Below are 20801 nucleotides of genomic sequence, written 5' to 3'. Positions count from 1 at the left end.
ACAAAAAGCCGAACATTTCTGTTCGGCTTTTTGTGTTTTATAATTTAAGAGCAATAAAAACTATTTCTTATTAGCTTCTTTAATATACTTATCTAATGCCATTGTCATAGATGGGTTTTCTGGTGAAGGTGCAACAATATCGCACTTTAAACCAGCTTCTGTAACAGCTTTTACTGTAGAATTACCAAAGGCAGCAATTCTAGTTTCGTTTTGTTTAAAATTCGGAAAATTTTTGAATAATGATTCAATTCCAGAAGGGCTAAAGAAAACTAAAACATCGTAAAACACATTTTCTAAATCAGATAAATCACTTACTACAGTTCTATATAAATCTACTCTTTTCCATGTAATACCTAACTTATCTAATTCAGTAGGAATTAATGGTTTTAATTTATCTGAAGATGGTAGTAAAAACTTCTCAGTTTTATGCTTTTTAATTAGTTTTGTTAATTCTAGAAACGTTCTGTTACCCACATAAATTTTACGTTTTCTGTAAACCACATACTTCTGTAAATAATAAGCAACAGCTTCTGATTGACAGAAATATTTCATAGAATCTGGCACTTTAAATCTCATTTCTTCTGCAATTCTAAAAAAATGATCTACTGCATTTCTACTTGTTAAAATAATTGCGCTAAAATTATGTAAGTCTAACTTCTCTGCTCTTACTTCTTTTACAGATATGCCTTCTACATGAATAAAAGATCTAAAATCAATTTTCACTTTTTGTTTATCAGACAAATCAAAGTAGGGAGATGTTTCTGTCTTAGGTGCTGGTTGCGAAACCAATATCGTTTTCACTTTCATATGCTTTCGATTTTGTATTTAAAACATCAATTTATAAAGTACAAATAGCGTCGCTATTTCGAAGGCGCAAATGTACAAAATAAAATAAAACAACTGATTAAAAATCAGCTTTTTATTTCTTGCAACTAAAAATATAAACCTCATAATAAATAAAAAGGATGCAAAATAGAATAAGTAAACTCTATTTAAGTTAGCATATTCATTTAAAACTAGAGCTATATATAAGAAAAATGAAATACTATGCAGTGTATTGATTTTAGAATTTATAAATGGCCTTACATTCTTTTTTATCATAAATAATAAAGATAATCCATATTCTAACATCCTTTTTAAAAATAAATAAAGTAAAACACATCCAAAAATGGTAGAAAAAACAACAAAATTAGTAGCTGTTTCTGGTAATTTATAAATTTTAAAGGTGTGTGTTAATAAAGATAATACTGTTACTGTAAATAAAAAAATGATAATTTGAAACGGTTTTGTATAATTTAAACCATCTACATCAGAGTCGTCTAATAAGCTATTATTAAAAAAAGCAATAACGTTTTGTTTTAATTTTTTTGCGTTTAATAATTTTAAAAAAACAACGCCTACAAGCAATACAAATAAAAGTATTGTTACCCAGTTATTAGAATAATCTATTTTATCTAGTGCTTGCAATTAACTTTCATTTAAGAATTATTGACGCAAAATTAGTGATTAAAAAATGTATATTTGCCTACTTACTACATGAAAATTAATTTATGTCAGACGCGTTAGTCATCATTCCTACTTACAACGAAAAAGAGAATATAGAAGCTATAATTAGAACTACATTCAATCAAGAAAAAACATTTCATATTTTAATTGTTGATGATAATTCACCTGATGGAACTGCAGCAATTGTTGAGCAATTAATTACAGAATTTCCTAATCAACTTTTTATCGAAAAAAGGATTGGAAAAAGTGGTTTAGGTACTGCCTACATTCACGGTTTTAAATGGGCTTTATCAAAAAAATATGAGTATATTATAGAAATGGATGCCGATTTTTCTCATAATCCAGAAGATTTAATTCGTTTATACAACGCATGTTCTGTTGATAAAAATGATGTTTCTGTTGGCTCTAGATATGTAAAAAACCAAGTAAATGTTGTAAATTGGGATATTAAGCGTTTACTACTCTCGTATTTTGCATCTAGATACGTTCGTTTTATTACTAGAATACCTTTGTTTGATACCACTGCTGGTTTTGTTTGTTGGAAACGTAAGGTTTTAGAAACTATAAATCTTGATAAAATTAAATTTGTTGGTTATGCCTTTCAAATTGAAATGAAATTTAAAGCTTGGAAACATAAATTTAAAATAAAAGAAGTGTCTGTAATTTTTACTGACAGAGATTTAGGAACATCAAAAATGAGTGGTAATATTATTTCTGAAGCTTTATTTGGAGTTATCAGAATGAGATTGAAAGGTTTAAAATAAAATAATTATGAGCTCTTTTCTAATTAAAAATGCAACTATTGTTAATGAAAACAAAACTTTTAAAGCAGATGTATTCATTAAAAATGAAATAATTCAAAAAATTTCATCAGAAATTAATGTTGATGAAAACACCGAAATTATAAATGCCGAAGGCAAGTATCTAATTCCTGGTTTTATCGATGATCAAGTACATTTTAGAGAACCTGGTTTAACACACAAAGCAAATATTGCTACAGAAAGTAGAGCTGCTGTTGCTGGCGGAATTACTACTTTTATAGAAATGCCAAACACAGTACCACAAGCTACAACACAAGATTTATTAGAAGATAAATTTAAAATTGCAGCTAAAGATTCTTATGCAAATTATTCTTTTATGTTTGGTGGTACCAATGACAATTTAGAAGAATTATTAAAAACAGATCCTAAAAAAGTTGCCGGAATTAAATTGTTTTTAGGTTCTTCTACAGGAAATATGTTGGTTGATAATGAGGCTGTTTTAGAAAAAATATTTTCATCAACAAAAATGATTATTTCTGTTCATTGTGAAGACGAAGCAACTATCAGAAAAAATACACAAGACTATAAAGAGAAATATGGTGATGATATTCCTGTAAAATACCATCCAATTATTAGAAGTGAAGAAGCTTGTTATTTATCTTCATCAAAAGCAATTGAGTTAGCAAAAAAAACTGGTGCACGTTTGCATATTTTTCATTTGTCAACAGAAAAAGAAACACACCTTTTTAGAAACGATATTCCTTTAGAAGAAAAGCAAATTACAGCAGAAGTTTGCATTCATCATTTATGGTTTTCAGATAAAGATTATGCAGAAAAAGGAACACATATTAAATGGAATCCTGCTGTAAAATCAGAAAAAGACAGACAAGGTTTATGGAAAGCATTGTTAGACGATAGAATTGATGTTTTAGCAACAGACCACGCACCACATACTTTAGAAGAAAAAGATAATGTATACACAAAAGCACCAAGTGGAGGCCCACTAGTACAACATGCAGTAACTGCCATTTTAGAAAAAGTAAAAGAAGGTGTTATTCCTATTGAAAAGGCCGTTGAAAAAATGAGTCATAACCCTGCAAAATTATTTCAAATAGAAAAACGTGGCTTTATCAAAGAAGGTTTTTATGCAGATTTAGTTTTAATTGATACAAACAAACCACAAACCGTTTCTAAAGACAATATTTTATACAAATGTGGTTGGTCTCCTTTCGAAGGCACAACATTTTCATCAACCATAACTCAAACTTTTGTAAACGGAAACTTAGTGTATAATAATGGTGTTTTTAATAATGATATAAAAGGAAAACGTTTGACATTTAATCGTTAGTAATGAAAAAATTAAGTTACATTTTTCTATTAATATTCTTGGGTTCCTGTACAAGTAATACCATTTTTAAAAAACCAGAAGACCTAATTCCTAGAGATACAATGAGTCTTTTAGTTCAAGAAATGATGATTGCCTCTTCTTCTAAATTTGTTAAAAACAAGAACCAAGAAAAAAACATAAACTACATGCCTTTTGTGTATGATCGTTTTAAAATAGATAGTATTCGTTTTAATGGTAGTAACTTATATTATATGTCTAAAATAGATTTGTATAAAGAAATTTTTTCTGATGCTAAAGCCAATCTAGACAAGCAAGTTGCTTATTATAATGTCATTAAAAAAGAAATGGATTCAATTAGAAAAGACTCTATTTCTAAAGTAAAAATGATAAAAAAGAAAGAAGATTCAATTAAAAAACAGACAATAATAGAAAAAGATAAAGAAGCTAGCTTAAGAGGTTTAAGACCTAATTAAGGTAATTTTTACAAACTTTTTGTATAGATATATCTATAGGTTTAAACTTATAATCTAAAGTTTTTACTATTTTTTCTGATGAATATTCTGAAATAGAATGTGCAGATTTTGCTGAATATTTACTCAACAAAGGTTCTTTACCTGTAAATTTTGAAATTAACCAAGCAATTCGCCAAGAAATAGCAGTTTGCCAAGGCTTTATTTTTATTGATGGTCGTTTTTTATGAAAAGCAGCAGCAATAGCATCAAAGATTTCTTTATACGTTTTGTTTTCGGCAACCAGAATAAAACGTTCGTTTTTAACATCTGCGTTCATTAGTAAAATCATAGGTTTTACAACATCTTGTACAGACACAAAACCTGTTTTACCCTCTGTATAATACTTAAACCCATTATAAACTTGACTAAAAAATTTACCTGAACCTGCATTAAAAAAACCACTTCCTAAAATTACACCTGGGTTTACAATTACAACATCAACACCTTCTTGGCTAGCTCTCCAAACTTCCATTTCTGCACCAAATTTGGTAATAGAATAGCCGCTATTATCTTGTTCTTTATTCCACTCATTTTCTTCGTTAATTAAACCTCCGTTTAAAGAATCTCCAACTGCAGCTATAGAACTTACAAAACAGAGTTTATCAACTTTTACATGTATACAAAGGTTTACAATAATAGCAGTTCCATGAATATTTACTTTTCTCATTCTTCTGTAATCCTCAGGATTAAAAGAAATAAATGCTGCACAATGATATACTTGTTTAACATTAACAAAAGCAGGAATCATAGAAGGTACATCAGTAATATCTGCCTTAAACCATTCTATTTTTGTATAAAGAGTTTCATCAGCAGTATAAAAAGAAAAGATTTTTTTCACATTTTCTAAAGAAGATTCTGTTCTGTAAATTGCTCTAATTTTATCATTCTTTAAACATAAATGATATAACAAATGCGACCCCACTAAACCTGTACCTCCAGTAACTAAAATCATAGAACGAATTTAGTATATTTTGGTTGATAAACTTATATTTGCCAACTGATAAATTGATTAGAATGACAAACTTTGTAGAAGAATTACGTTGGCGTGGCTTATTACATGATTTAATGCCAGACACAGAAGAATATTTATTAAAAAATAAAACAGCTGGTTATATTGGCTTTGATCCTACTGCAGATTCTTTACATATTGGTAGTTTGGTTCAGATTTTTATTTTAAAACATTTTCAAAATGCAGGGCATAACCCAATTGCTTTAATTGGTGGTGCAACTGGTATGGTTGGTGATCCTTCAGGTAAATCTGCAGAAAGAAATTTACTTGATGAGGAAACTTTGGCTAAAAACATTGCAGGTGTTAAAGAAAATTTAGAGCGCTTTTTAGATTTTGATGCAAATGCAGATAACAAAGCAGAATTAGTTAACAATTACGATTGGATGAAAGATATTTCTCTAATCGATTTTGTTAGAGATACAGGTAAACATATTACTGTAAATTATATGATGGCTAAAGATTCTGTAAAAAAGCGCTTAAGCTCAGAATCTTCTGTAGGTATGAGTTTTACAGAATTTACATACCAACTTTTTCAAGGTTATGATTTTTACCATTTATACCAAGAAAAAAATTGTAGACTACAAATGGGTGGTTCTGATCAGTGGGGAAATATTACTACAGGTACAGAATTAATTCGTAGAAAAGCGCAAGGTAAAGCTTACGCAATTACAGTGCCTTTGGTTACTAAAGCAGATGGTACTAAATTCGGAAAAACAGAAGGTGGTAATGTTTGGTTAAATGCAGACAGAACATCGCCTTATAAATTTTATCAGTATTGGTTAAATTCTTCTGATGAAGATGCAGAAAACTTTATCAAAAAATTTACTTTTTTAGACAAAGAAACTATAGAAAGTTTAATTGCTGAGCATAAAGAAAATCCGCATTTGCGTTTATTACAAAAGAAATTAGGTGAAGAAGTTACAATCATGACACATGGCAAAGAAGCTTATGAAAATGCTTTAAAAGCTTCATCTATACTTTTTGGTAAATCTACTTCTAATGATTTAAAATCGTTAGACGAACAAACATTTTTAGATGTTTTTGATGGTGTACCACAAGCAACAGTTTCTACGGATGATGTTGCAAGTGGTTTAGATATGATTGGTGCTTTAGCTGCAAAAACAAACTTCTTAAAATCGAATGGAGATGCAAGAAGAGCGCTTAAAGAAAATGCCATTTCTGTAAATAAAGAAAAAGTAAACGATAGTTTTACAATTACTAAAAACGATTTAATTGCTAATAAATATGTGCTTTTACAAAGAGGTAAAAAAACGTATTTCTTATTAATTGTTGAATAACTGTTTCCTTTAAAAACAGTACTTTTATTAAAATAAAATATTTCATTTGTCATTTCGACTTTATGGAGAAATCTCATTTTGATTGATGCATAAAAATTGGCTTTACATATTTATCTTTTTTCTTCTGATGAATTGCACATCAAAAGAAGAAGACATTTACGTGCCAATTCCCTATAGTTTAGAAATTCCTGAATTATTTGCAGATAAATTAATTGCACCAATAATACCAACCAACAACCCTTTAACAGAAGAAGGGGTTGCTTTAGGTAAAAAACTTTTTTTTGATAAAATTCTTTCTGGTGATGAAACCCAATCTTGCGCAAGTTGCCATAATCCGCAGAAAGCATTTACAGATGGCTTGCAGTTTAGTATTGGTATAGATAATATTTCAGGAACAAGAAATGCAATGCCTTTATTTAATTTGGCTTGGAATTTCGATGAACTTTTTACTTGGGATGGAGCAGAATTTGGTATTGAAAACCAAGCTTTAGAACCCGTTTCTAACCCTATAGAATTACATGCAAACTGGGTTAATATTGCTCAAAAACTGCAAAACAACTCAGAATATGTAACTCTTTTTAATCAAGCATTTGGTACAACAACAATAGATTCTTTGTTAGTTGTAAAAGCTATTGCACAATTTGAAAGAACTTTAATTTCTGGTAATTCTAAATTCGATGAATTTTTAATTGGTGAAGCTACTTTAACAACTGAAGAACAAAATGGTTTTGATGTTTTTATGGATGAAGCTAGAGGAGATTGTTTTCATTGTCATGGAAGCAACAACAATCCTTTATGGACAGATAATCAATTTCATAACAATGGTTTAGATACTGTTTTTTCTGATTTAGGTTTAGGAGCAATTACTGGAGATCCTGCTGATAATGGAAAATTTAAATCGCCATCAATTAGAAATCTAATATTTACAGCACCCTATATGCATGATGGTCGATTTTCTACTTTAGAAGAAGTTATCAACCATTATTCAGAGGGTTTACAAAGCTCGTCTACCATAGATCCATTAATGAAAAAAGTTAGTGAAGGTGGAGTTGGTTTATCAGATAAAGACAAAGCAGATTTAAAAGCTTTTTTATTATCACTTACTGATTACGAATTTGTTAACAACTCTAACTTCCAAGAATAATCAATAAAACCAATTACTTCATTAGGTTTCATAATGAAAGTTTGTACTAATTTCTACGACTTATATCGTATATTTGTAGGCAATTTAGATTAATCTATTATAATTATGATAAAAGTTTCAGACACAGCAAAAAAGAAAGTCATTGAACTAATGACGGATGATGGTTTTGACGCACAAAAAGATTTTGTGAGAGTTGGTGTTAAAAGTGGTGGTTGTTCAGGTTTATCTTACGATCTAACTTTTGATAAAACACAGCAAGAAAACGATAAAATTTTTGAAGAAAATAACGTAAAACTTATTGTTGACAAAAAAAGTTTTTTATACTTAGTAGGCACAACTTTAGAATATTCTGGAGGTTTAAACGGAAAAGGTTTTGTATTTAACAACCCAAATGCAAATAGAACTTGTGGTTGTGGAGAAAGTTTTTCACTTTAAAAAGCCCATACCAACCTTCTCAAAGAGAAGGAGTAAAAAAGAAAAATTATGAGTAAGTATACTGAAGACGATTTAGAATTAGAATTAAAAACCAAAGAATACGAATATGGTTTTTATACAGATATAGAAAGTGAAACCTTTGCAAAAGGGTTAAATGAAGACGTAGTTCGTGCAATTTCTAAAAAGAAAAACGAGCCAGAATGGATGACTGAATGGAGACTTGAAGCTTTTAGAGTATGGGAAAAAATGACTGAACCAGATTGGGCAAACGTTAAATACCCTAAACCTAATTTTCAAGAAATTGCTTACTATTCTGCACCAAAAAAGAAACCAAAATTAAACTCTTTAGACGAAGTTGATCCTGATTTATTAGAAACTTTTAAAAAATTAGGTATTTCTATAGATGAACAAAAGAAACTAGCAAACGTTGCAGTAGATATTGTTATGGATTCTGTTTCTGTAGCTACTACTTTTAAGAAAACATTAGGCGAAAAAGGAATAATTTTTATGCCAATTTCAGAAGCTATTCAAGAGCATCCAGAATTGGTGAAAAAATATTTAGGAACTGTTGTACCAACAACAGACAACTTTTACGCAGCTTTAAATTCAGCTGTTTTTTCTGATGGATCTTTCTGTTACATTCCTAAAGGCGTTAAATGTCCTATGGAGCTATCTACTTATTTTAGAATCAATGAAGGAGGAACAGGACAATTTGAAAGAACTTTAGTAGTTGCAGACAAAGGTAGTTACGTTTCTTACTTAGAAGGATGTACAGCTCCTCAAAGAGATGAAAACCAATTACATGCAGCTGTTGTAGAATTAATTGCAATGGATGATGCTGAAATTAAATATTCTACGGTTCAGAACTGGTTTCCTGGTGATGAAAATGGTAAAGGTGGAGTTTTTAACTTTGTAACCAAAAGAGGTTTATGCGAAACTAATGCAAAAATTTCTTGGACACAAGTAGAAACAGGTTCTGCTGTAACTTGGAAATATCCTTCTTGTATTTTAAAAGGAAACAATTCTGTAGGTGAGTTTTATTCTATTGCTGTTACCAATCATTATCAGCAAGCAGATACAGGAACTAAGATGATTCATCTTGGTAAAAACACAAAATCTACCATTATTTCTAAAGGAATTTCTGCTGGAAAATCTCAAAATTCATATAGAGGTTTAGTGCAAATAAATTCTAGAGCAGAAAATGCACGTAATTTTTCTCAGTGCGATTCTTTATTAATGGGTAATGCTTGTGGTGCACACACATTTCCTTATATAGAAGTTAAAAATAAATCAGCTCAAATAGAACACGAAGCTACTACAAGTAAAATTGGTGAAGACCAATTATTTTACTGTAACCAAAGAGGAATTGATACAGAAAAAGCAATCGCTTTAATTGTAAACGGATTTAGTAAAGAGGTGTTAAATAAATTACCAATGGAATTTGCTGTAGAAGCTCAAAAATTATTGGAAATTTCTTTAGAAGGTTCTGTAGGATAAAAAATTAGAAGAATTATTAAACAGCTTAAGGCATAAAGCTTAAAGCAAATAGCATAAAAAAGATGTTAAAAATCAACAATTTACACGCTTCAATAGAAGAAAAATCAATTTTAAAAGGATTGAATTTAGAAGTAAAAGCTGGTGAAGTTCACGCAATTATGGGGCCAAATGGTGCAGGTAAAAGTACTATGGCAAATGTAATTGCAGGTAAAGAAGAATATGAGGTAACAGATGGTGTTATTGAGTTAAATGGAGAAGATATTAGTGAGTTAGCTCCTGAAGAAAGAGCTCATAATGGTGTATTTTTATCATTTCAATACCCAGTAGAAATTCCTGGAGTTTCTGTAACCAACTTTATAAAAACTGCCATTAACGAAACAAGAAAAGCAAAAGGTTTAGAAGACATGCCTGCAAAAGACATGTTAAAAATGATCAGAGAAAAATCTGAATTGTTAGAAATAGACCGTAAATTTTTATCGCGTTCTTTAAACGAAGGTTTTTCTGGTGGAGAAAAGAAACGTAACGAAATATTTCAGATGGCAATGTTAGAGCCAAAATTAGCCATTTTAGATGAAACTGATTCTGGTTTAGATATTGATGCTTTACGTATTGTTGCAAATGGTGTTAACAAACTAAAATCTAAAGACAATGCTGTAGTTGTAATAACACACTACCAACGTTTATTAGATTATATAGTACCAGATTTTGTACACGTTTTACACGATGGTAAAATTGTAAAAACAGGTGATGCTTCTTTAGCTTTAGAACTAGAAGCAAAAGGTTATGACTGGATTAAGAAAGAATTAGTATAACTAACTCTTATTCAAAATTCAAAAATTTTAAATTCAAAGTTAGTCAATCTTGAATTTTAAACTTAAAACTTTGAACAACAATGGAATTATTAAAAGATAAAATACTATCATCATATGTAGCTTTTGAGAATGACATAAACATCAATTCTGATGTTCATGATATTAGAACAGAAGCACTAGAAAATTTCGAAAAATTAGGTTTCCCAACCAAAAAGTTGGAAGCTTGGAAATACACTTCTTTAAACTCAATTTTAAAAGAAGATTACAGTATTTTTCCTAATAAATGTACAGCTGTAGAATTAGCGGATGTTAAAAAGTATTTTATACATGACATAGACACATATAAAGTTGTTTTTATTGATGGTAAATACAGTCCGTTTTTATCAGAAACTACACACGACACTATAGATGTTTGCTTAATGTCTGCTGCTTTTGCAAAGCCAAAGTACAAACCTGTTATAGAAAAGTACTTTAATAAAGTTGCAAATCAAGACAATTTAACATCTTTAAATACAGCATTTGCAAAAGAAGGTGCTTACATTCACATTCCAAGAAATGTAGAAGTAGAAAAGCCAATACAAATCATTAATTTTTCTACATGTGCAGATATTACAACTATGGTACAGCCAAGAAATTTAATTGTTGTAGAAGAAAATGCACATGTTCAAATTATAGAACGTCATCAAAGTTTAACATCAAACGCAGTTTTATCTAACGTAGTTACAGAAATTTTTGTTGATAAAAGTGCTACTGTAGATGTTTATAAAATTCAGAATGATGATATAAACGCTTCTTTGGTTGATAATACTTACATTAATCAAAAATCAAATAGTGTTGCTTCTGTGCATACTTTTTCTTTTGGTGGTAACATCACCAGAAATAATTTAAACTTTTATCAAAATGGAGAACATATAGATTCTATTTTAAAAGGAGTTACAATTATTGAGGGTAAACAACATGTGGATCATCATACTTTAGTGGATCATATAGAGCCAAATTGCGAATCTCATCAAGATTATAAAGGTATTTATGATGAACGTTCTACAGGTGTTTTTAACGGAAAAGTAATCGTTAATAAAGAAGCTCAGAAAACCAATGCTTATCAACAAAACAACAATGTTTTGGTAAGTGATAAAGCTACAATTAACGCAAAACCTCAACTAGAAATTTTTGCTGATGATGTAAAATGTTCTCATGGTTGTACCATTGGTCAATTAGATGATGATGCTTTATTTTATATGCAACAAAGAGGGATTCCGCAAAAAGAAGGTAAAGGATTATTAATGTTTGCTTTTGCAAATACAGTTTTAGAAAGCGTAAAAATACCAGAAGTAAAATCTAGAATTACAAAGTTAATTGCAGAGAAATTGAATGTAAATATTGGTTTCGATTTGTAAGCAAATCAGTTAACTTTTATTGTAAAAGCGCTAAAGTAAACTGGCTTTATGTAATAGTTTTGTAATGAATTAATTAAACCATTACATTATGAACAAGACAATAAAATCAGTTTTACTTATTATAGGAATTATTTTATGTGCTTATGGAGTTTACACCATAGTACAACCAGAAACACAAGTTTCTATTGGAGATTTAGACTTAATAGAAGCTCAAGATAACACAAATGCTTATGTGATTTTAGCACTTGGTGTTGTTGCAGTAGCTTTAAGTTTGATAAAAGGAAAAAGCTAAAATCAAAAAATAATATATATTAAAAACCACTCATATTCAGGGTGGTTTTTTGGTTTAGCTTAAATTATTTTTTTGATAACTAAACTCAAAGACTTTGTCTTACACCATAAAGTTAATTTACCTTTTGTTTTATCACTTAACTCAAAATCTTTAAAAGCTTGTTTTAATTCAAATAGAATATCAACTAATTTTTTAGTGTTTCTTAAAGGCTTTTCATTCATATTTGTAATCATAGCATTCAATAAAACTAGCAAGTTTCTATTATGATTTTTCGAGATATTTAATAGATTTAAAGTTAATAAATCTGTAAAACGCTTAAAAGAGCCATATTCATTATACTGTAACTTGCCTAAAACACTACCAAATAACTCAGTTTTAAAATTATTTTCTGACACAGCTTTAATCCAAATTTCTGCTGCTAATTCTCTAGAAACTTTATCGCTACATAAAAAACTAGCTGCTAAAAATAAATATACACTTTCTTGATAATCTTTTCTACACCAAATATCAAATAAACCTTTTAAAATATTTACCATATTTTTCTTGTTCGTTTCACTTGAAAAAGTAGATTCATTCAAAATATATTTTACAACCTGCTGTAAAAAAACTTCAGGATTATTAGGCGCTAAATTCAAAAATTTCACATCATCTTTTGGTGTGATTACTGTTTCGTATTGTCTTTTATTAAAGCGAATATAACTGTACATACTTATAATACTGTTTTCCTTTTTAGGATTTAAGTACGATTTTATTTGCTGTATAAAAGTCTCTTTTATTTTTTCTTTTGTAGTAAAAAATCGAATCTCTTTTTTCTGAATAGTTTTATCTACATATTTTCTTTTTTCAAAATCATATACATTATAAATATGATCTTGTAATTTACAATCCCATTTATAGTCTGTAGTTTCTTTTTTTAACTTATACTCAAAAGTCTCTTTAAAGTAGTTTATATCGTCGGAATTCTTCTTACATAATACTGCTTGAATCCAAACATCTTTTCTTAAAATATTAGCTTCTTTTAACGGTAAAAAATTATAGAAGTACTTAAGTGTTTCTTGAATCTCTTTGTTTCTAATTTCGTTTATCTTATAAAGTAAAGAATCATCAAATTCAATTAAAGGTAATCTTGCAATTGCAATTTGTATATCATAAGGGTTAATTTTTATAGTACTATTTTCATATCTTTTAATTCTATCAATCAAAATTTCTGGAGCTACCCAACAAGGATAATGAGTAGGTGTTGATAAAAACTCTAATGCTATTTTTGCTTTAATAAGCTTTTTTGATGCTATAAATAAAGATTGATGTAAATGATAAACTCTATTATTGATTGATTGATATTCAATCTCTTTTAAATTTCCTTTATAATGCCTAAAAAAGTTCTCCTTTTTTAACTTTTGAATTTTATTGGTTTTGTAAGTTTTAAAGTTTTGAAGCTCATTAGCATATTTTTCCATCAAAATTTCTGAAAAGTCATTTAAAAAGTATGCTGCCTTAAATTCAAGTTCTCCTATTTGACTATTCCAATTCTCAAAACTAAAAGTTAAGTCTAATGCTCTCTTAAAGATTGGTTCTAATTTAGAGACGTTTTCTCTATTTATTAATAAATTTAATTTTGGAGCATAAGACAAAAACATATCAATATGATGTACATCATTGTTATCTAATACTTGACTTACAAAAAACAATAACTCATCAAAAGTAGAGTATACTTCTACTCTATTAGATTCCGTTAGTATTTGAGTACTCAATTCTTCTTCTATAGCTAATTCCTCTTCTTCAGAATCTTCAATAAAAGCATTCAAAACTTCTTTAGAAGAATAAAACAAAGAATCTTGATATAGGTTTACTTCAGCTTTTAACTCAACAGAATCAATATTTCCATATTTAGAAATGATTTTTGAGGCTCTTAATTGAATCTTATCATCAACATTTAACAAAGCTTCTGTAGTTTTAAAACAAATCTCATCAACTAGTTTAGTGTTAGACTTTGCAATTTTATCTAATAAAATTAAAGTAGAATTGATTACAGATTTTGTTTCTGAATTCAATAAAATAGAACTATTTTCTATAAAATTTAGTTGCTGAAATTTTTTTAAATTCCCTACTTTTTTAAAAAATCTTAAAACTGTATTGACAACTTTTGAATGTGGAGAGTTTAATGCTGAAAAAAGTTCGTTTTGTAAAGCTAAAATTTCATCATTTGTTGGGGCTAGTTTTATAAATAGATCAAAAAACCAACCTGTTAAATTTTGATTAAAACTTTTTGTTGATGTTAATATGGATGCTTCTAAAGCTTTATTTCTATCCAATTTTTTAGCTTCTACTAAATCAACAAAAGTATCTATCCAGACATCATTTTTTTTATTATAATTATTTAATCTATAATTAATGTAATTATTATTTATGGATGAATCTTCTTCAAAAATCAACCAAATATGTTCATTTAAAGTTACTGAATATTTTTCTAAAACCTCTGGGGTATAACTATTTACATTAACACCATTTATAGTTTCACTATCTATAATTGCATTTGGTAATTTACTAACTATTAAAGCATTAGAAGGTTCTATCCAACCTTTACTCATTAAAAACATTGTTTTTAAATAATTTAAAGACCAGGAATTTTCTTCATTTATTAGATTGCTATACCAATTAGGAACATACCAAGGAATTATATCATTTATATACTCATCACTTGTAATTATATTAACCGAGTTCCAAAATGCTTTCTTAAAATCAGTTTTATTATAACAAACAAAACATACTTTTGTTATTAAATCTCTTTTTTCTGCTGAATGTTTATCCTTATGAGAAAAAGATAAACCCCATTTCGATTTTTCTTCTACAGTGTATGTTTCAAAAATTTGTTCTTTGTATTTTTTTAGAAAAGGAACTAATGCCTTTTTCTCTTTAAAAGTTAATTTTTTTAAAAAAGGGATTATTTCTTTTTCTTTCTCTTGATGGATTATCTGTTGTAACTCTTTTTTTAATTCATCAATCATTCTTCACCTTTTTCTTAACTGCTAAAATATGTTTACAAACCCCTCTTTCTCCTTGATTCTTACTATACCAAGTGCAGGTACATTTTTGAATATCATCTTTTAAAATAACATAATGTAAAACTCCTGAGCCTTCTACTTTAGCTTCTATTTCATTATCATTTTGTAAGGTAATTTCTACTTTTTTCTCTTGTAGTAATTTTTCAGCACCTTTTAACCTTGGGTTTAAGGATAAGATTCTTTCTAATTTAAATGGTAATCTTCTGTAGAAAAATCCATTTTTAGCCAAATCATAACCCAACAATCCCATTGCTGAAAGTTTTGTAGATAAATTTTCGATTTTAGCAACATCAATATTTTCTTCAAAAGCCATTAAAGTAGGGTTGAATTCTTGATTGGTAAATGAATAATTATCAAATGCTTTTACTAAAGAATCAGGCAAATCCTCAATTAAATTCTCTAAAGCAGCTCCTTCTCCAGAAAAACCACGCCAAAAATCTCTAGAAACTGAAAACACAAAATTCAATTCTTTAAAACCTAGAATAAAAGTTACAGACTGTAAATCTTTATGAGGATAAATATCTAAAGTATTTATCAAAGGCATTAAAGGTTGCAACAATTTTAATCGGTGAATACCACCAATACAAATTGCAGTTTTAGATTTTAAAGGTGAAAACAAATATTTATTCCCTCTTTTAATCAAAAAATAATCTGTTTTAACTTTACCAGGAGGAATTGTTTTAAATAATTGAATGGCTTGAATTCTATTCAATTTTAGACCATATTCAGATTCAGAAAAATAATGCTGAACAGTTGTTAATCCTTTAATCCATTTACTAGGTAAAGGTACTTTTCGTTCTATAAAACTTTCGCCTTCTTTATGAAAACCAACTTCTTTTTGACCAACAGAAAGTACTAAATCATCATTCTTTCTGATTTTTCCTAATTCAGAAATAAGTGGTGTGTTAAAATCGACATTTGTTGTTCCGTTTTCAATAAACTCTCCCTCTTGTCCGTTTTCTAGAATATCAACTCTTGCATAAACACCTGCACAATGAGAAAATCCTTCAAAACGAATCTGATTATTACCCGCTGTTACAATTGGATCTTTTAGCAAAGCCATTTGAAATGGAGATAAATTAAAACTAGATTGCACAACGTTTGACAAGGTTATTAAACACCTAGATAATTCATAAGGATTGTTTAATTTGCCCCAAAAAAAGCAAGGTGAATTCCCTTTTTCAACTTCATTAAATTTAGATAAAAGTAAGTTCTCATTACCATTTTTATTCTTAATAGTTGATGCTGAATTGTATTTATAACTTAAAGATTCTGTTGCCAATTTTTTTTGTTAAATGTAACAAAATCTCTTTAAAATATTGTTTTATTGATCATAAAATTCAGTTCTAATGCTTATAAGAAGTTTATTTACAACTTCTAAATTTGGAACCTCTTGAAGCCTAAAACCCTTATAAACAGCATCTAAATCATTTTTTATTCTTTCAGCTTTTTCAACTAAATCTTCATATTCAAATTCTGCATTTTTTATAGATAGCAAGAAATCTCTATCATTTCTTTTTACGTTAATTAGATTTTCTTCACCAATTTCTTTTGCCATATGTAACAATCTAAATGTGTGCATCATATTTTTAGCATCGTAATTCTTATTGTTAGAAATGTTATTTTTATAGCGTTCATTATTCCTTTTATCTACCCAAGACCAGTATTCTTTATATTTCTTGCAATAAGAAGAATATCCATCTAAATTAAAATATAATAAGCCAATTGGTTCTTCTTCTTTTGGTATCGAACTCAAACAAACTTCATTTGCACTTTCTTTAGAAACACCTTTATAATTCAATTTTTTGTTATAAAATAAATTATAACAATCCTTGATATGGGTGATTTTTGCCAAACCACAAAACTCTTTTTTTAAATCATTTTCTGATAAAAATTGATTTAAATAAATTGATTTTTTTCCAAAATTTATAATACAGAAATCGTCAACTGATTTTCTTTTTTTATCAACAGGATTTGTAATCTTTTTATTTAACCCTCTTGCTTTTTTAATTTGAGTGAACGCATAATTTACAAAAGTATTTTTACATAGTTTAGATAAGAAAATTTCCTTTTTTATTTCATCAAATAAAGGATGTTTGTACAAAATACATTCATCAGGAATATTTAACATCTCTAAAATATTCGGATTATTTTTAGCACATAATTCTATAAATTTTCTCAATTCGTAATAGGCTTGGTCATTAGTTTCATTATTTATTTGACCAACATAACTTAAAGAATAAAATTGCTCTTTTGGTAAAATAAAAACACCTCTAATATCTGTATCAGAATTAGGAGTAGCAAGACCATAAGCCTTACTACCACTAATACATTCAAAAATAATGCTTCCTGATTTTTTAAGTTCTTCAATTGTTTTCATTAATTAAAATTTTATACAAAAAGTTGTTTATTCTTTCTGTATTTGGTTTTTCTGAAGGTAATGTTTTAGCATATTTATTATTTTCAAATATCAGTTCTGAAACTAAATTTACAACTTTTGTGTTCTTTGTATGTATATAACTTTCTCCCTTTTCACTTTTAATTTTCATTAAATTTCTAATTTCTTTTTCCATATCCTCATCAACTAAATGCAACATTTTCTCAAAAATTACTGGTGGTAAAGAATTGTTTTCTAAAATCCATTTTCCTGCCAAAGATGTTCTTAAAGCATAAAATAAATCCTTTAATTTAATATCATCTTTGTGTAATTTCTCTTCGTATTTTTTACTCATACTTAAATAATGAAACATCGATTTTATAGGCGAAAAACAATCTATACCAATTGCTCTCATTTCATTGATGATATTATCATTTCCTTTATAAACTATTGGTGAGAATAAATGCTCTAAAGCTGGTATGTTTGATTTCATCATCAATTTTAAATGCTTTTTAAGCTCCCAACCTACAGCATCAAAATCTCCATTCATTATATCAATCGAATCTTTTTTCTCTGTTACTGATAAATACCAATCTAAAGGTTTTGTGTATATAAAACGTACATCGTAATCTGAATCTGGAGAAGCAAAGCCCCAAGCTCTGCTTCCAGATTCACAAGCAAAGAGTATTTTTACTTCTCTCCTTTTTTCTATTTCTTTTAATTTCTTATTTATTTCCATTTCTTTTATCCTGTCTCCTTCGATTTCTCCAAGGAGCATTTTTTTGCCAATTACCAGCCATAATACAGCCATAAGGCATAACCTCATCAATAACTTCTCCTAAGCCAAACTCTTCCATTTGATTTCTTACAGTTTCAGCATTTTTATATGCTGATGGTAATTCAGTAATATCAATTTCTTTTGAGAAAAAACGGACATCTAAACCTTTTGTTTCTTCTTTAAAAATATCATTAACAGTACCTGTTTTGCTTTTTCTATGTTGTGTTCTGCTCACATTTCTTCCAGCTCCATGAGGTGCAAAACCTAAATTATTTTCAGTAGTTTTTCCTTCTACTATCAATACAGGCTCAGACATATTTAACGGAATTAATCTTGGCCCAGTAATATCTGGCATAAACTTGGCATCTAAAGGAGTTGCTCCTTTTGCATGATAAAACAAATCTCCATCTTTAAACACAAAATTATGTTCATTCCAAAACCTATTTTCTTGCTGAATTCCTAATTTATGCAAAGTAGCATCATGTAAAACTTCGTGGTTTTTCTTTGTCCATTTTCTAATGATTTGCAAAGCTTCCCAGTAATTTTTACCCTCTTCTGTATCAAAAGGAATCCATGCATTTTGTTTTAAAGTTTGTGGAGACAATTCTTTTCGAAATTGTTCTGCAATTTTCATTCCTCTGCTATATAAATTAGCTCCAAAACCTCTAGAACCATGATGTGTAATCAACATGGTATTTCCTGTTTTTTTAGAAGTACCCACAAACAAAAAATGATTACCATCTCCTTGTGTTCCAAGATGTGATCTCGCAGCAGAAATACATTTTTGATTATTCAAAAACGGATTTGCTTCAATTTCTGCTAACAAATCCGAAGGAAAACGAAATTGCGAATTTCTATCTCTACCTCCAGGACCAAAATGTGTAACAGAATGTGCTGCATCTAAAACTTTTTTAGGATCAGCTTTTCCAAAATCGGTTAACATTACAGAACAACAAATATCTGCAGAATGCATTCCTGGATGAATGGCATTTTTTGCAACTGCTACTCCACCAACAGGAATTACCCCTTCAGATCCTGTTGGACAAGCATCAGGCATTACTGCTCCACCAACAATTGTCGGTGTTTTCATTAAGGTTTGCATTGATGTAATAACAGCATCCACATTAATATCTTCTAGTTCATTTTCTGCTTTTATATTGATTTTTAAATCAGCAATTTCTTCTAACAAATCTATTGTTGGAGCTGGTTTAAATTGCTCTAAATACACAATAATTTCAGCTTCTGATAATTCATTTGCATTGATAAATTCTATAGCTTCCGGAAACCATTTTCCTGGTTTAAAACCTAAGGCAATAATTTCTTTTCCTGTGATTTTCATTTTATTTTCCATTTTCTTTTTTACCTTTTTTATTTGTTTTTTCTTTCTTTTTCTTAGGCATTTTCACCTTAATACGTTCTTTTTCTATATTGATATCAGACATAAAATCTGAATTATAAGTATGCTCTTTTGCTTTTTTTATACAACTTAAAGCTTCTTTATATTCTTTTAATTGCTCTTTTAAAATTGCCTTTTTTAAGTATAAAACTGCTTTATCTGAACCCTTTATAGTTAAAGCAAAATCGATAAATTCTACAACTTCCTTATAATCTTCATTCCATAAAAGTGTGTTTATATAAGGTGCGTAAACTTCAAAAGCATATATATTTTCTGCCAAAGCTTGTTTAAAATAAACTTTTGCTTCATCGTATTTTAATAATTTTTCTGCATAAACTCTTCCCATTAAAGTTAATGCCATTGTATTTTTATCATCATAAGACAACGCATAATTTAAAGCTTCCATTACTTCTTCTAAATCGTAAGGATAATTTTCTAATGCTTTAAACACATAATTATTTACTAATGTTCCCATTTTATTCTAATTGTTTTCTTAAATCATTTTTTAACTGATTTCTTTTGGTCTTAAATGATTTACTTTTCTGAATTGATTTAAAATCGCTTCCTTTAAAAATCTTTACAGGATTTCCTCTTTCTAATTGCTGATGATTTTCCCATTCATTTTTAATTTGCTCTTTCAATTGATCCTTATTAAACTCAACTACTTTTTCTTGCAGACGTTTTATGGCTGTTTTTTTATTTTGATGCTGAGATCTGCTGTCCATCACTAAAACTTGCAACCCTGTTTTTGTATGTTTTGCTCTAATTGCAGAACTTACTTTATTAACATGCTGACCTCCTGCTCCAGAACTTCTAATCGCTTGAAAACTGATTTCATTTTCATTGATTTCTATTGTTGATGAATTATCAATCTCAAAACAGCCAACAAACCAATTTTTACGTTTGTGAAACTTTCTAAAGGTTGATGTTCCTATCCATTGAATTGTACCCAACCAATTTGTAGTAAAATCGGCAAGATAATTTCCCGTAATTTGAATGTTTACAGATTGTATTGTGCCATTTTCAATTCCTGTTTCTCTATTTAAAATTGCATAATCAATCTTATTGCTTACCAATTCTTTAAGGAATATTTTTAACACTTTTGCTACAACATATGTACATTCTACAGGTCCTTTTCCTGCGGATATTTGTATTATTTTTGTTTTCATTTTTAATT

Annotated in this window: 20 protein-coding genes; 10 read left to right on the top strand and 10 right to left on the bottom strand. The window is 28.6% G+C overall.

All coding sequences use genetic code 11. From position 1 onward, the window contains the following. Window positions 1-60 precede the first annotated feature (60 nt). Both KO506_RS08870 and KO506_RS08865 read right to left on the bottom strand, forming a co-directional pair. A complete protein-coding gene (locus tag KO506_RS08870) occupies window positions 61-807 on the bottom strand; it encodes a uroporphyrinogen-III synthase (RefSeq protein ID WP_215994549.1) in 747 nt (248 codons plus the stop codon). An 18-nt stretch (window positions 808-825) separates the two neighbouring features. After that, complete coding sequence (locus KO506_RS08865) at window positions 826-1467, bottom strand: DUF4271 domain-containing protein (protein WP_215994548.1); 642 nt, start codon at window positions 1465-1467, stop codon at window positions 826-828. Window positions 1468-1550: 83 nt separating this feature from the next. Between KO506_RS08865 and KO506_RS08860 the strand changes: the two genes are divergently transcribed. Genes KO506_RS08860 through KO506_RS08850 form a run of 3 tightly spaced genes read left to right on the top strand, consistent with a single transcriptional unit; the run spans window position 1551 to window position 4088 of the window. Continuing rightward, window positions 1551-2270, top strand: a complete 720-nt coding sequence (locus KO506_RS08860) for a polyprenol monophosphomannose synthase (RefSeq protein WP_215994547.1) — start codon at window positions 1551-1553, stop codon at window positions 2268-2270. Window positions 2271-2277: 7 nt separating this feature from the next. Continuing rightward, window positions 2278-3615 carry a dihydroorotase gene (locus KO506_RS08855; protein ID WP_215994546.1) on the top strand — a complete coding sequence of 446 codons (1338 nt, stop codon included), beginning with the start codon at window positions 2278-2280 and terminating at the stop codon, window positions 3613-3615. Window positions 3616-3617: 2 nt separating this feature from the next. Further along, on the top strand, window positions 3618-4088 hold the full coding sequence (locus tag KO506_RS08850; protein ID WP_215994545.1) for a DUF4296 domain-containing protein: 471 nt from the start codon (window positions 3618-3620) through the stop codon (window positions 4086-4088). Here the strand turns inward: KO506_RS08850 and KO506_RS08845 are convergent. Continuing rightward, a complete protein-coding gene (locus KO506_RS08845; protein WP_215994544.1) occupies window positions 4081-5079 on the bottom strand; it encodes an NAD-dependent epimerase/dehydratase family protein in 999 nt (332 codons plus the stop codon). The genes KO506_RS08850 and KO506_RS08845 overlap by 8 nt on opposite strands. A gap of 62 nt (window positions 5080-5141) precedes the next feature. Here KO506_RS08845 and tyrS point away from each other — a divergent pair, with 62 nt between their 5' ends. The 7 genes from tyrS to KO506_RS08810 all read left to right on the top strand — a co-directional run bounded on the left by tyrS (window position 5142) and on the right by KO506_RS08810 (window position 12011). After that, on the top strand, window positions 5142-6434 hold the full coding sequence (tyrS, locus tag KO506_RS08840) for a tyrosine--tRNA ligase (RefSeq protein WP_215994543.1): 1293 nt from the start codon (window positions 5142-5144) through the stop codon (window positions 6432-6434). 127 nt (window positions 6435-6561) lie between these two features. Further along, window positions 6562-7578 carry a cytochrome-c peroxidase gene (locus KO506_RS08835; protein ID WP_215994542.1) on the top strand — a complete coding sequence of 339 codons (1017 nt, stop codon included), beginning with the start codon at window positions 6562-6564 and terminating at the stop codon, window positions 7576-7578. 105 nt (window positions 7579-7683) lie between these two features. Further along, window positions 7684-8013 carry a HesB/IscA family protein gene (locus KO506_RS08830; RefSeq protein ID WP_215994541.1) on the top strand — a complete coding sequence of 110 codons (330 nt, stop codon included), beginning with the start codon at window positions 7684-7686 and terminating at the stop codon, window positions 8011-8013. 48 nt (window positions 8014-8061) lie between these two features. Beyond that, window positions 8062-9510: a Fe-S cluster assembly protein SufB gene (gene sufB / locus KO506_RS08825; RefSeq protein ID WP_215994540.1), complete on the top strand. Its 1449-nt coding sequence runs from the start codon at window positions 8062-8064 to the stop codon at window positions 9508-9510. 62 nt (window positions 9511-9572) lie between these two features. Continuing rightward, complete coding sequence (gene sufC / locus KO506_RS08820; protein ID WP_215994539.1) at window positions 9573-10322, top strand: Fe-S cluster assembly ATPase SufC; 750 nt, start codon at window positions 9573-9575, stop codon at window positions 10320-10322. A gap of 80 nt (window positions 10323-10402) precedes the next feature. After that, a complete protein-coding gene (gene sufD, locus KO506_RS08815; RefSeq protein WP_215994538.1) occupies window positions 10403-11719 on the top strand; it encodes a Fe-S cluster assembly protein SufD in 1317 nt (438 codons plus the stop codon). An 88-nt stretch (window positions 11720-11807) separates the two neighbouring features. Then, on the top strand, window positions 11808-12011 hold the full coding sequence (locus KO506_RS08810; protein ID WP_215994537.1) for a hypothetical protein: 204 nt from the start codon (window positions 11808-11810) through the stop codon (window positions 12009-12011). Between the two features lie 59 nt (window positions 12012-12070). On the opposite strand, the gene KO506_RS08805 is transcribed toward KO506_RS08810, so the two are convergent. From KO506_RS08805 to prfH, 7 genes are read right to left on the bottom strand one after another with little or no spacing between them, the layout of a single operon-like run. Next, window positions 12071-15016 carry a DUF6493 family protein gene (locus KO506_RS08805; RefSeq protein WP_215994536.1) on the bottom strand — a complete coding sequence of 982 codons (2946 nt, stop codon included), beginning with the start codon at window positions 15014-15016 and terminating at the stop codon, window positions 12071-12073. Beyond that, window positions 15009-16355, bottom strand: coding sequence for an SWIM zinc finger family protein (locus KO506_RS08800; RefSeq protein ID WP_215994535.1), 1347 nt, complete (start codon window positions 16353-16355; stop codon window positions 15009-15011). The genes KO506_RS08805 and KO506_RS08800 overlap by 8 nt, the downstream gene beginning before the upstream one ends. A 42-nt stretch (window positions 16356-16397) precedes the next feature. After that, a complete protein-coding gene (locus KO506_RS08795; RefSeq protein WP_215994534.1) occupies window positions 16398-17453 on the bottom strand; it encodes a nucleotidyltransferase domain-containing protein in 1056 nt (351 codons plus the stop codon). Beyond that, a complete protein-coding gene (locus KO506_RS08790) occupies window positions 17440-18228 on the bottom strand; it encodes a nucleotidyltransferase domain-containing protein (RefSeq protein WP_215994533.1) in 789 nt (262 codons plus the stop codon). Before KO506_RS08790 ends, KO506_RS08795 begins: the two co-directional genes overlap by 14 nt. Beyond that, window positions 18176-19567 (bottom strand): RtcB family protein, encoded by a 1392-nt coding sequence (locus KO506_RS08785; RefSeq protein WP_215994532.1) that lies wholly within the window; start codon window positions 19565-19567, stop codon window positions 18176-18178. The genes KO506_RS08790 and KO506_RS08785 overlap by 53 nt, the downstream gene beginning before the upstream one ends. A 1-nt stretch (window position 19568) precedes the next feature. After that, window positions 19569-20099: a tetratricopeptide repeat protein gene (locus KO506_RS08780; protein ID WP_215994531.1), complete on the bottom strand. Its 531-nt coding sequence runs from the start codon at window positions 20097-20099 to the stop codon at window positions 19569-19571. Window position 20100: 1 nt separating this feature from the next. Further along, window positions 20101-20793 (bottom strand): peptide chain release factor H, encoded by a 693-nt coding sequence (gene prfH / locus KO506_RS08775; RefSeq protein WP_215994530.1) that lies wholly within the window; start codon window positions 20791-20793, stop codon window positions 20101-20103. Between the last annotated feature and the right edge of the window lie 8 nt (window positions 20794-20801).

This window comes from Polaribacter vadi, assembly GCF_018861005.1.
Taxonomy (GTDB): domain Bacteria; phylum Bacteroidota; class Bacteroidia; order Flavobacteriales; family Flavobacteriaceae; genus Polaribacter; species Polaribacter vadi_A.
This window is presented reverse-complemented; position numbering and strand designations above follow the sequence as displayed.

Coding starts and splice junctions, on each gene's coding strand:
- KO506_RS08790 (WP_215994533.1), bottom strand. CDS start 18,228: ATGCTCCTTGGAGAAATCGAAGGAGACAGGATAAAAGAAATGGAAATA.
- tyrS (WP_215994543.1), top strand. CDS start 5,142: ATGACAAACTTTGTAGAAGAATTACGTTGGCGTGGCTTATTACATGAT.
- KO506_RS08855 (WP_215994546.1), top strand. CDS start 2,278: ATGAGCTCTTTTCTAATTAAAAATGCAACTATTGTTAATGAAAACAAA.
- KO506_RS08780 (WP_215994531.1), bottom strand. CDS start 20,099: ATGGGAACATTAGTAAATAATTATGTGTTTAAAGCATTAGAAAATTAT.
- prfH (WP_215994530.1), bottom strand. CDS start 20,793: ATGAAAACAAAAATAATACAAATATCCGCAGGAAAAGGACCTGTAGAA.
- KO506_RS08870 (WP_215994549.1), bottom strand. CDS start 807: ATGAAAGTGAAAACGATATTGGTTTCGCAACCAGCACCTAAGACAGAA.
- sufC (WP_215994539.1), top strand. CDS start 9,573: ATGTTAAAAATCAACAATTTACACGCTTCAATAGAAGAAAAATCAATT.
- KO506_RS08810 (WP_215994537.1), top strand. CDS start 11,808: ATGAACAAGACAATAAAATCAGTTTTACTTATTATAGGAATTATTTTA.
- KO506_RS08850 (WP_215994545.1), top strand. CDS start 3,618: ATGAAAAAATTAAGTTACATTTTTCTATTAATATTCTTGGGTTCCTGT.
- KO506_RS08805 (WP_215994536.1), bottom strand. CDS start 15,016: ATGATTGATGAATTAAAAAAAGAGTTACAACAGATAATCCATCAAGAG.
- KO506_RS08845 (WP_215994544.1), bottom strand. CDS start 5,079: ATGATTTTAGTTACTGGAGGTACAGGTTTAGTGGGGTCGCATTTGTTA.
- KO506_RS08860 (WP_215994547.1), top strand. CDS start 1,551: ATGTCAGACGCGTTAGTCATCATTCCTACTTACAACGAAAAAGAGAAT.
- KO506_RS08830 (WP_215994541.1), top strand. CDS start 7,684: ATGATAAAAGTTTCAGACACAGCAAAAAAGAAAGTCATTGAACTAATG.
- KO506_RS08785 (WP_215994532.1), bottom strand. CDS start 19,567: ATGAAAATCACAGGAAAAGAAATTATTGCCTTAGGTTTTAAACCAGGA.
- KO506_RS08795 (WP_215994534.1), bottom strand. CDS start 17,453: ATGAAAACAATTGAAGAACTTAAAAAATCAGGAAGCATTATTTTTGAA.
- sufB (WP_215994540.1), top strand. CDS start 8,062: ATGAGTAAGTATACTGAAGACGATTTAGAATTAGAATTAAAAACCAAA.
- sufD (WP_215994538.1), top strand. CDS start 10,403: ATGGAATTATTAAAAGATAAAATACTATCATCATATGTAGCTTTTGAG.
- KO506_RS08835 (WP_215994542.1), top strand. CDS start 6,562: ATGAATTGCACATCAAAAGAAGAAGACATTTACGTGCCAATTCCCTAT.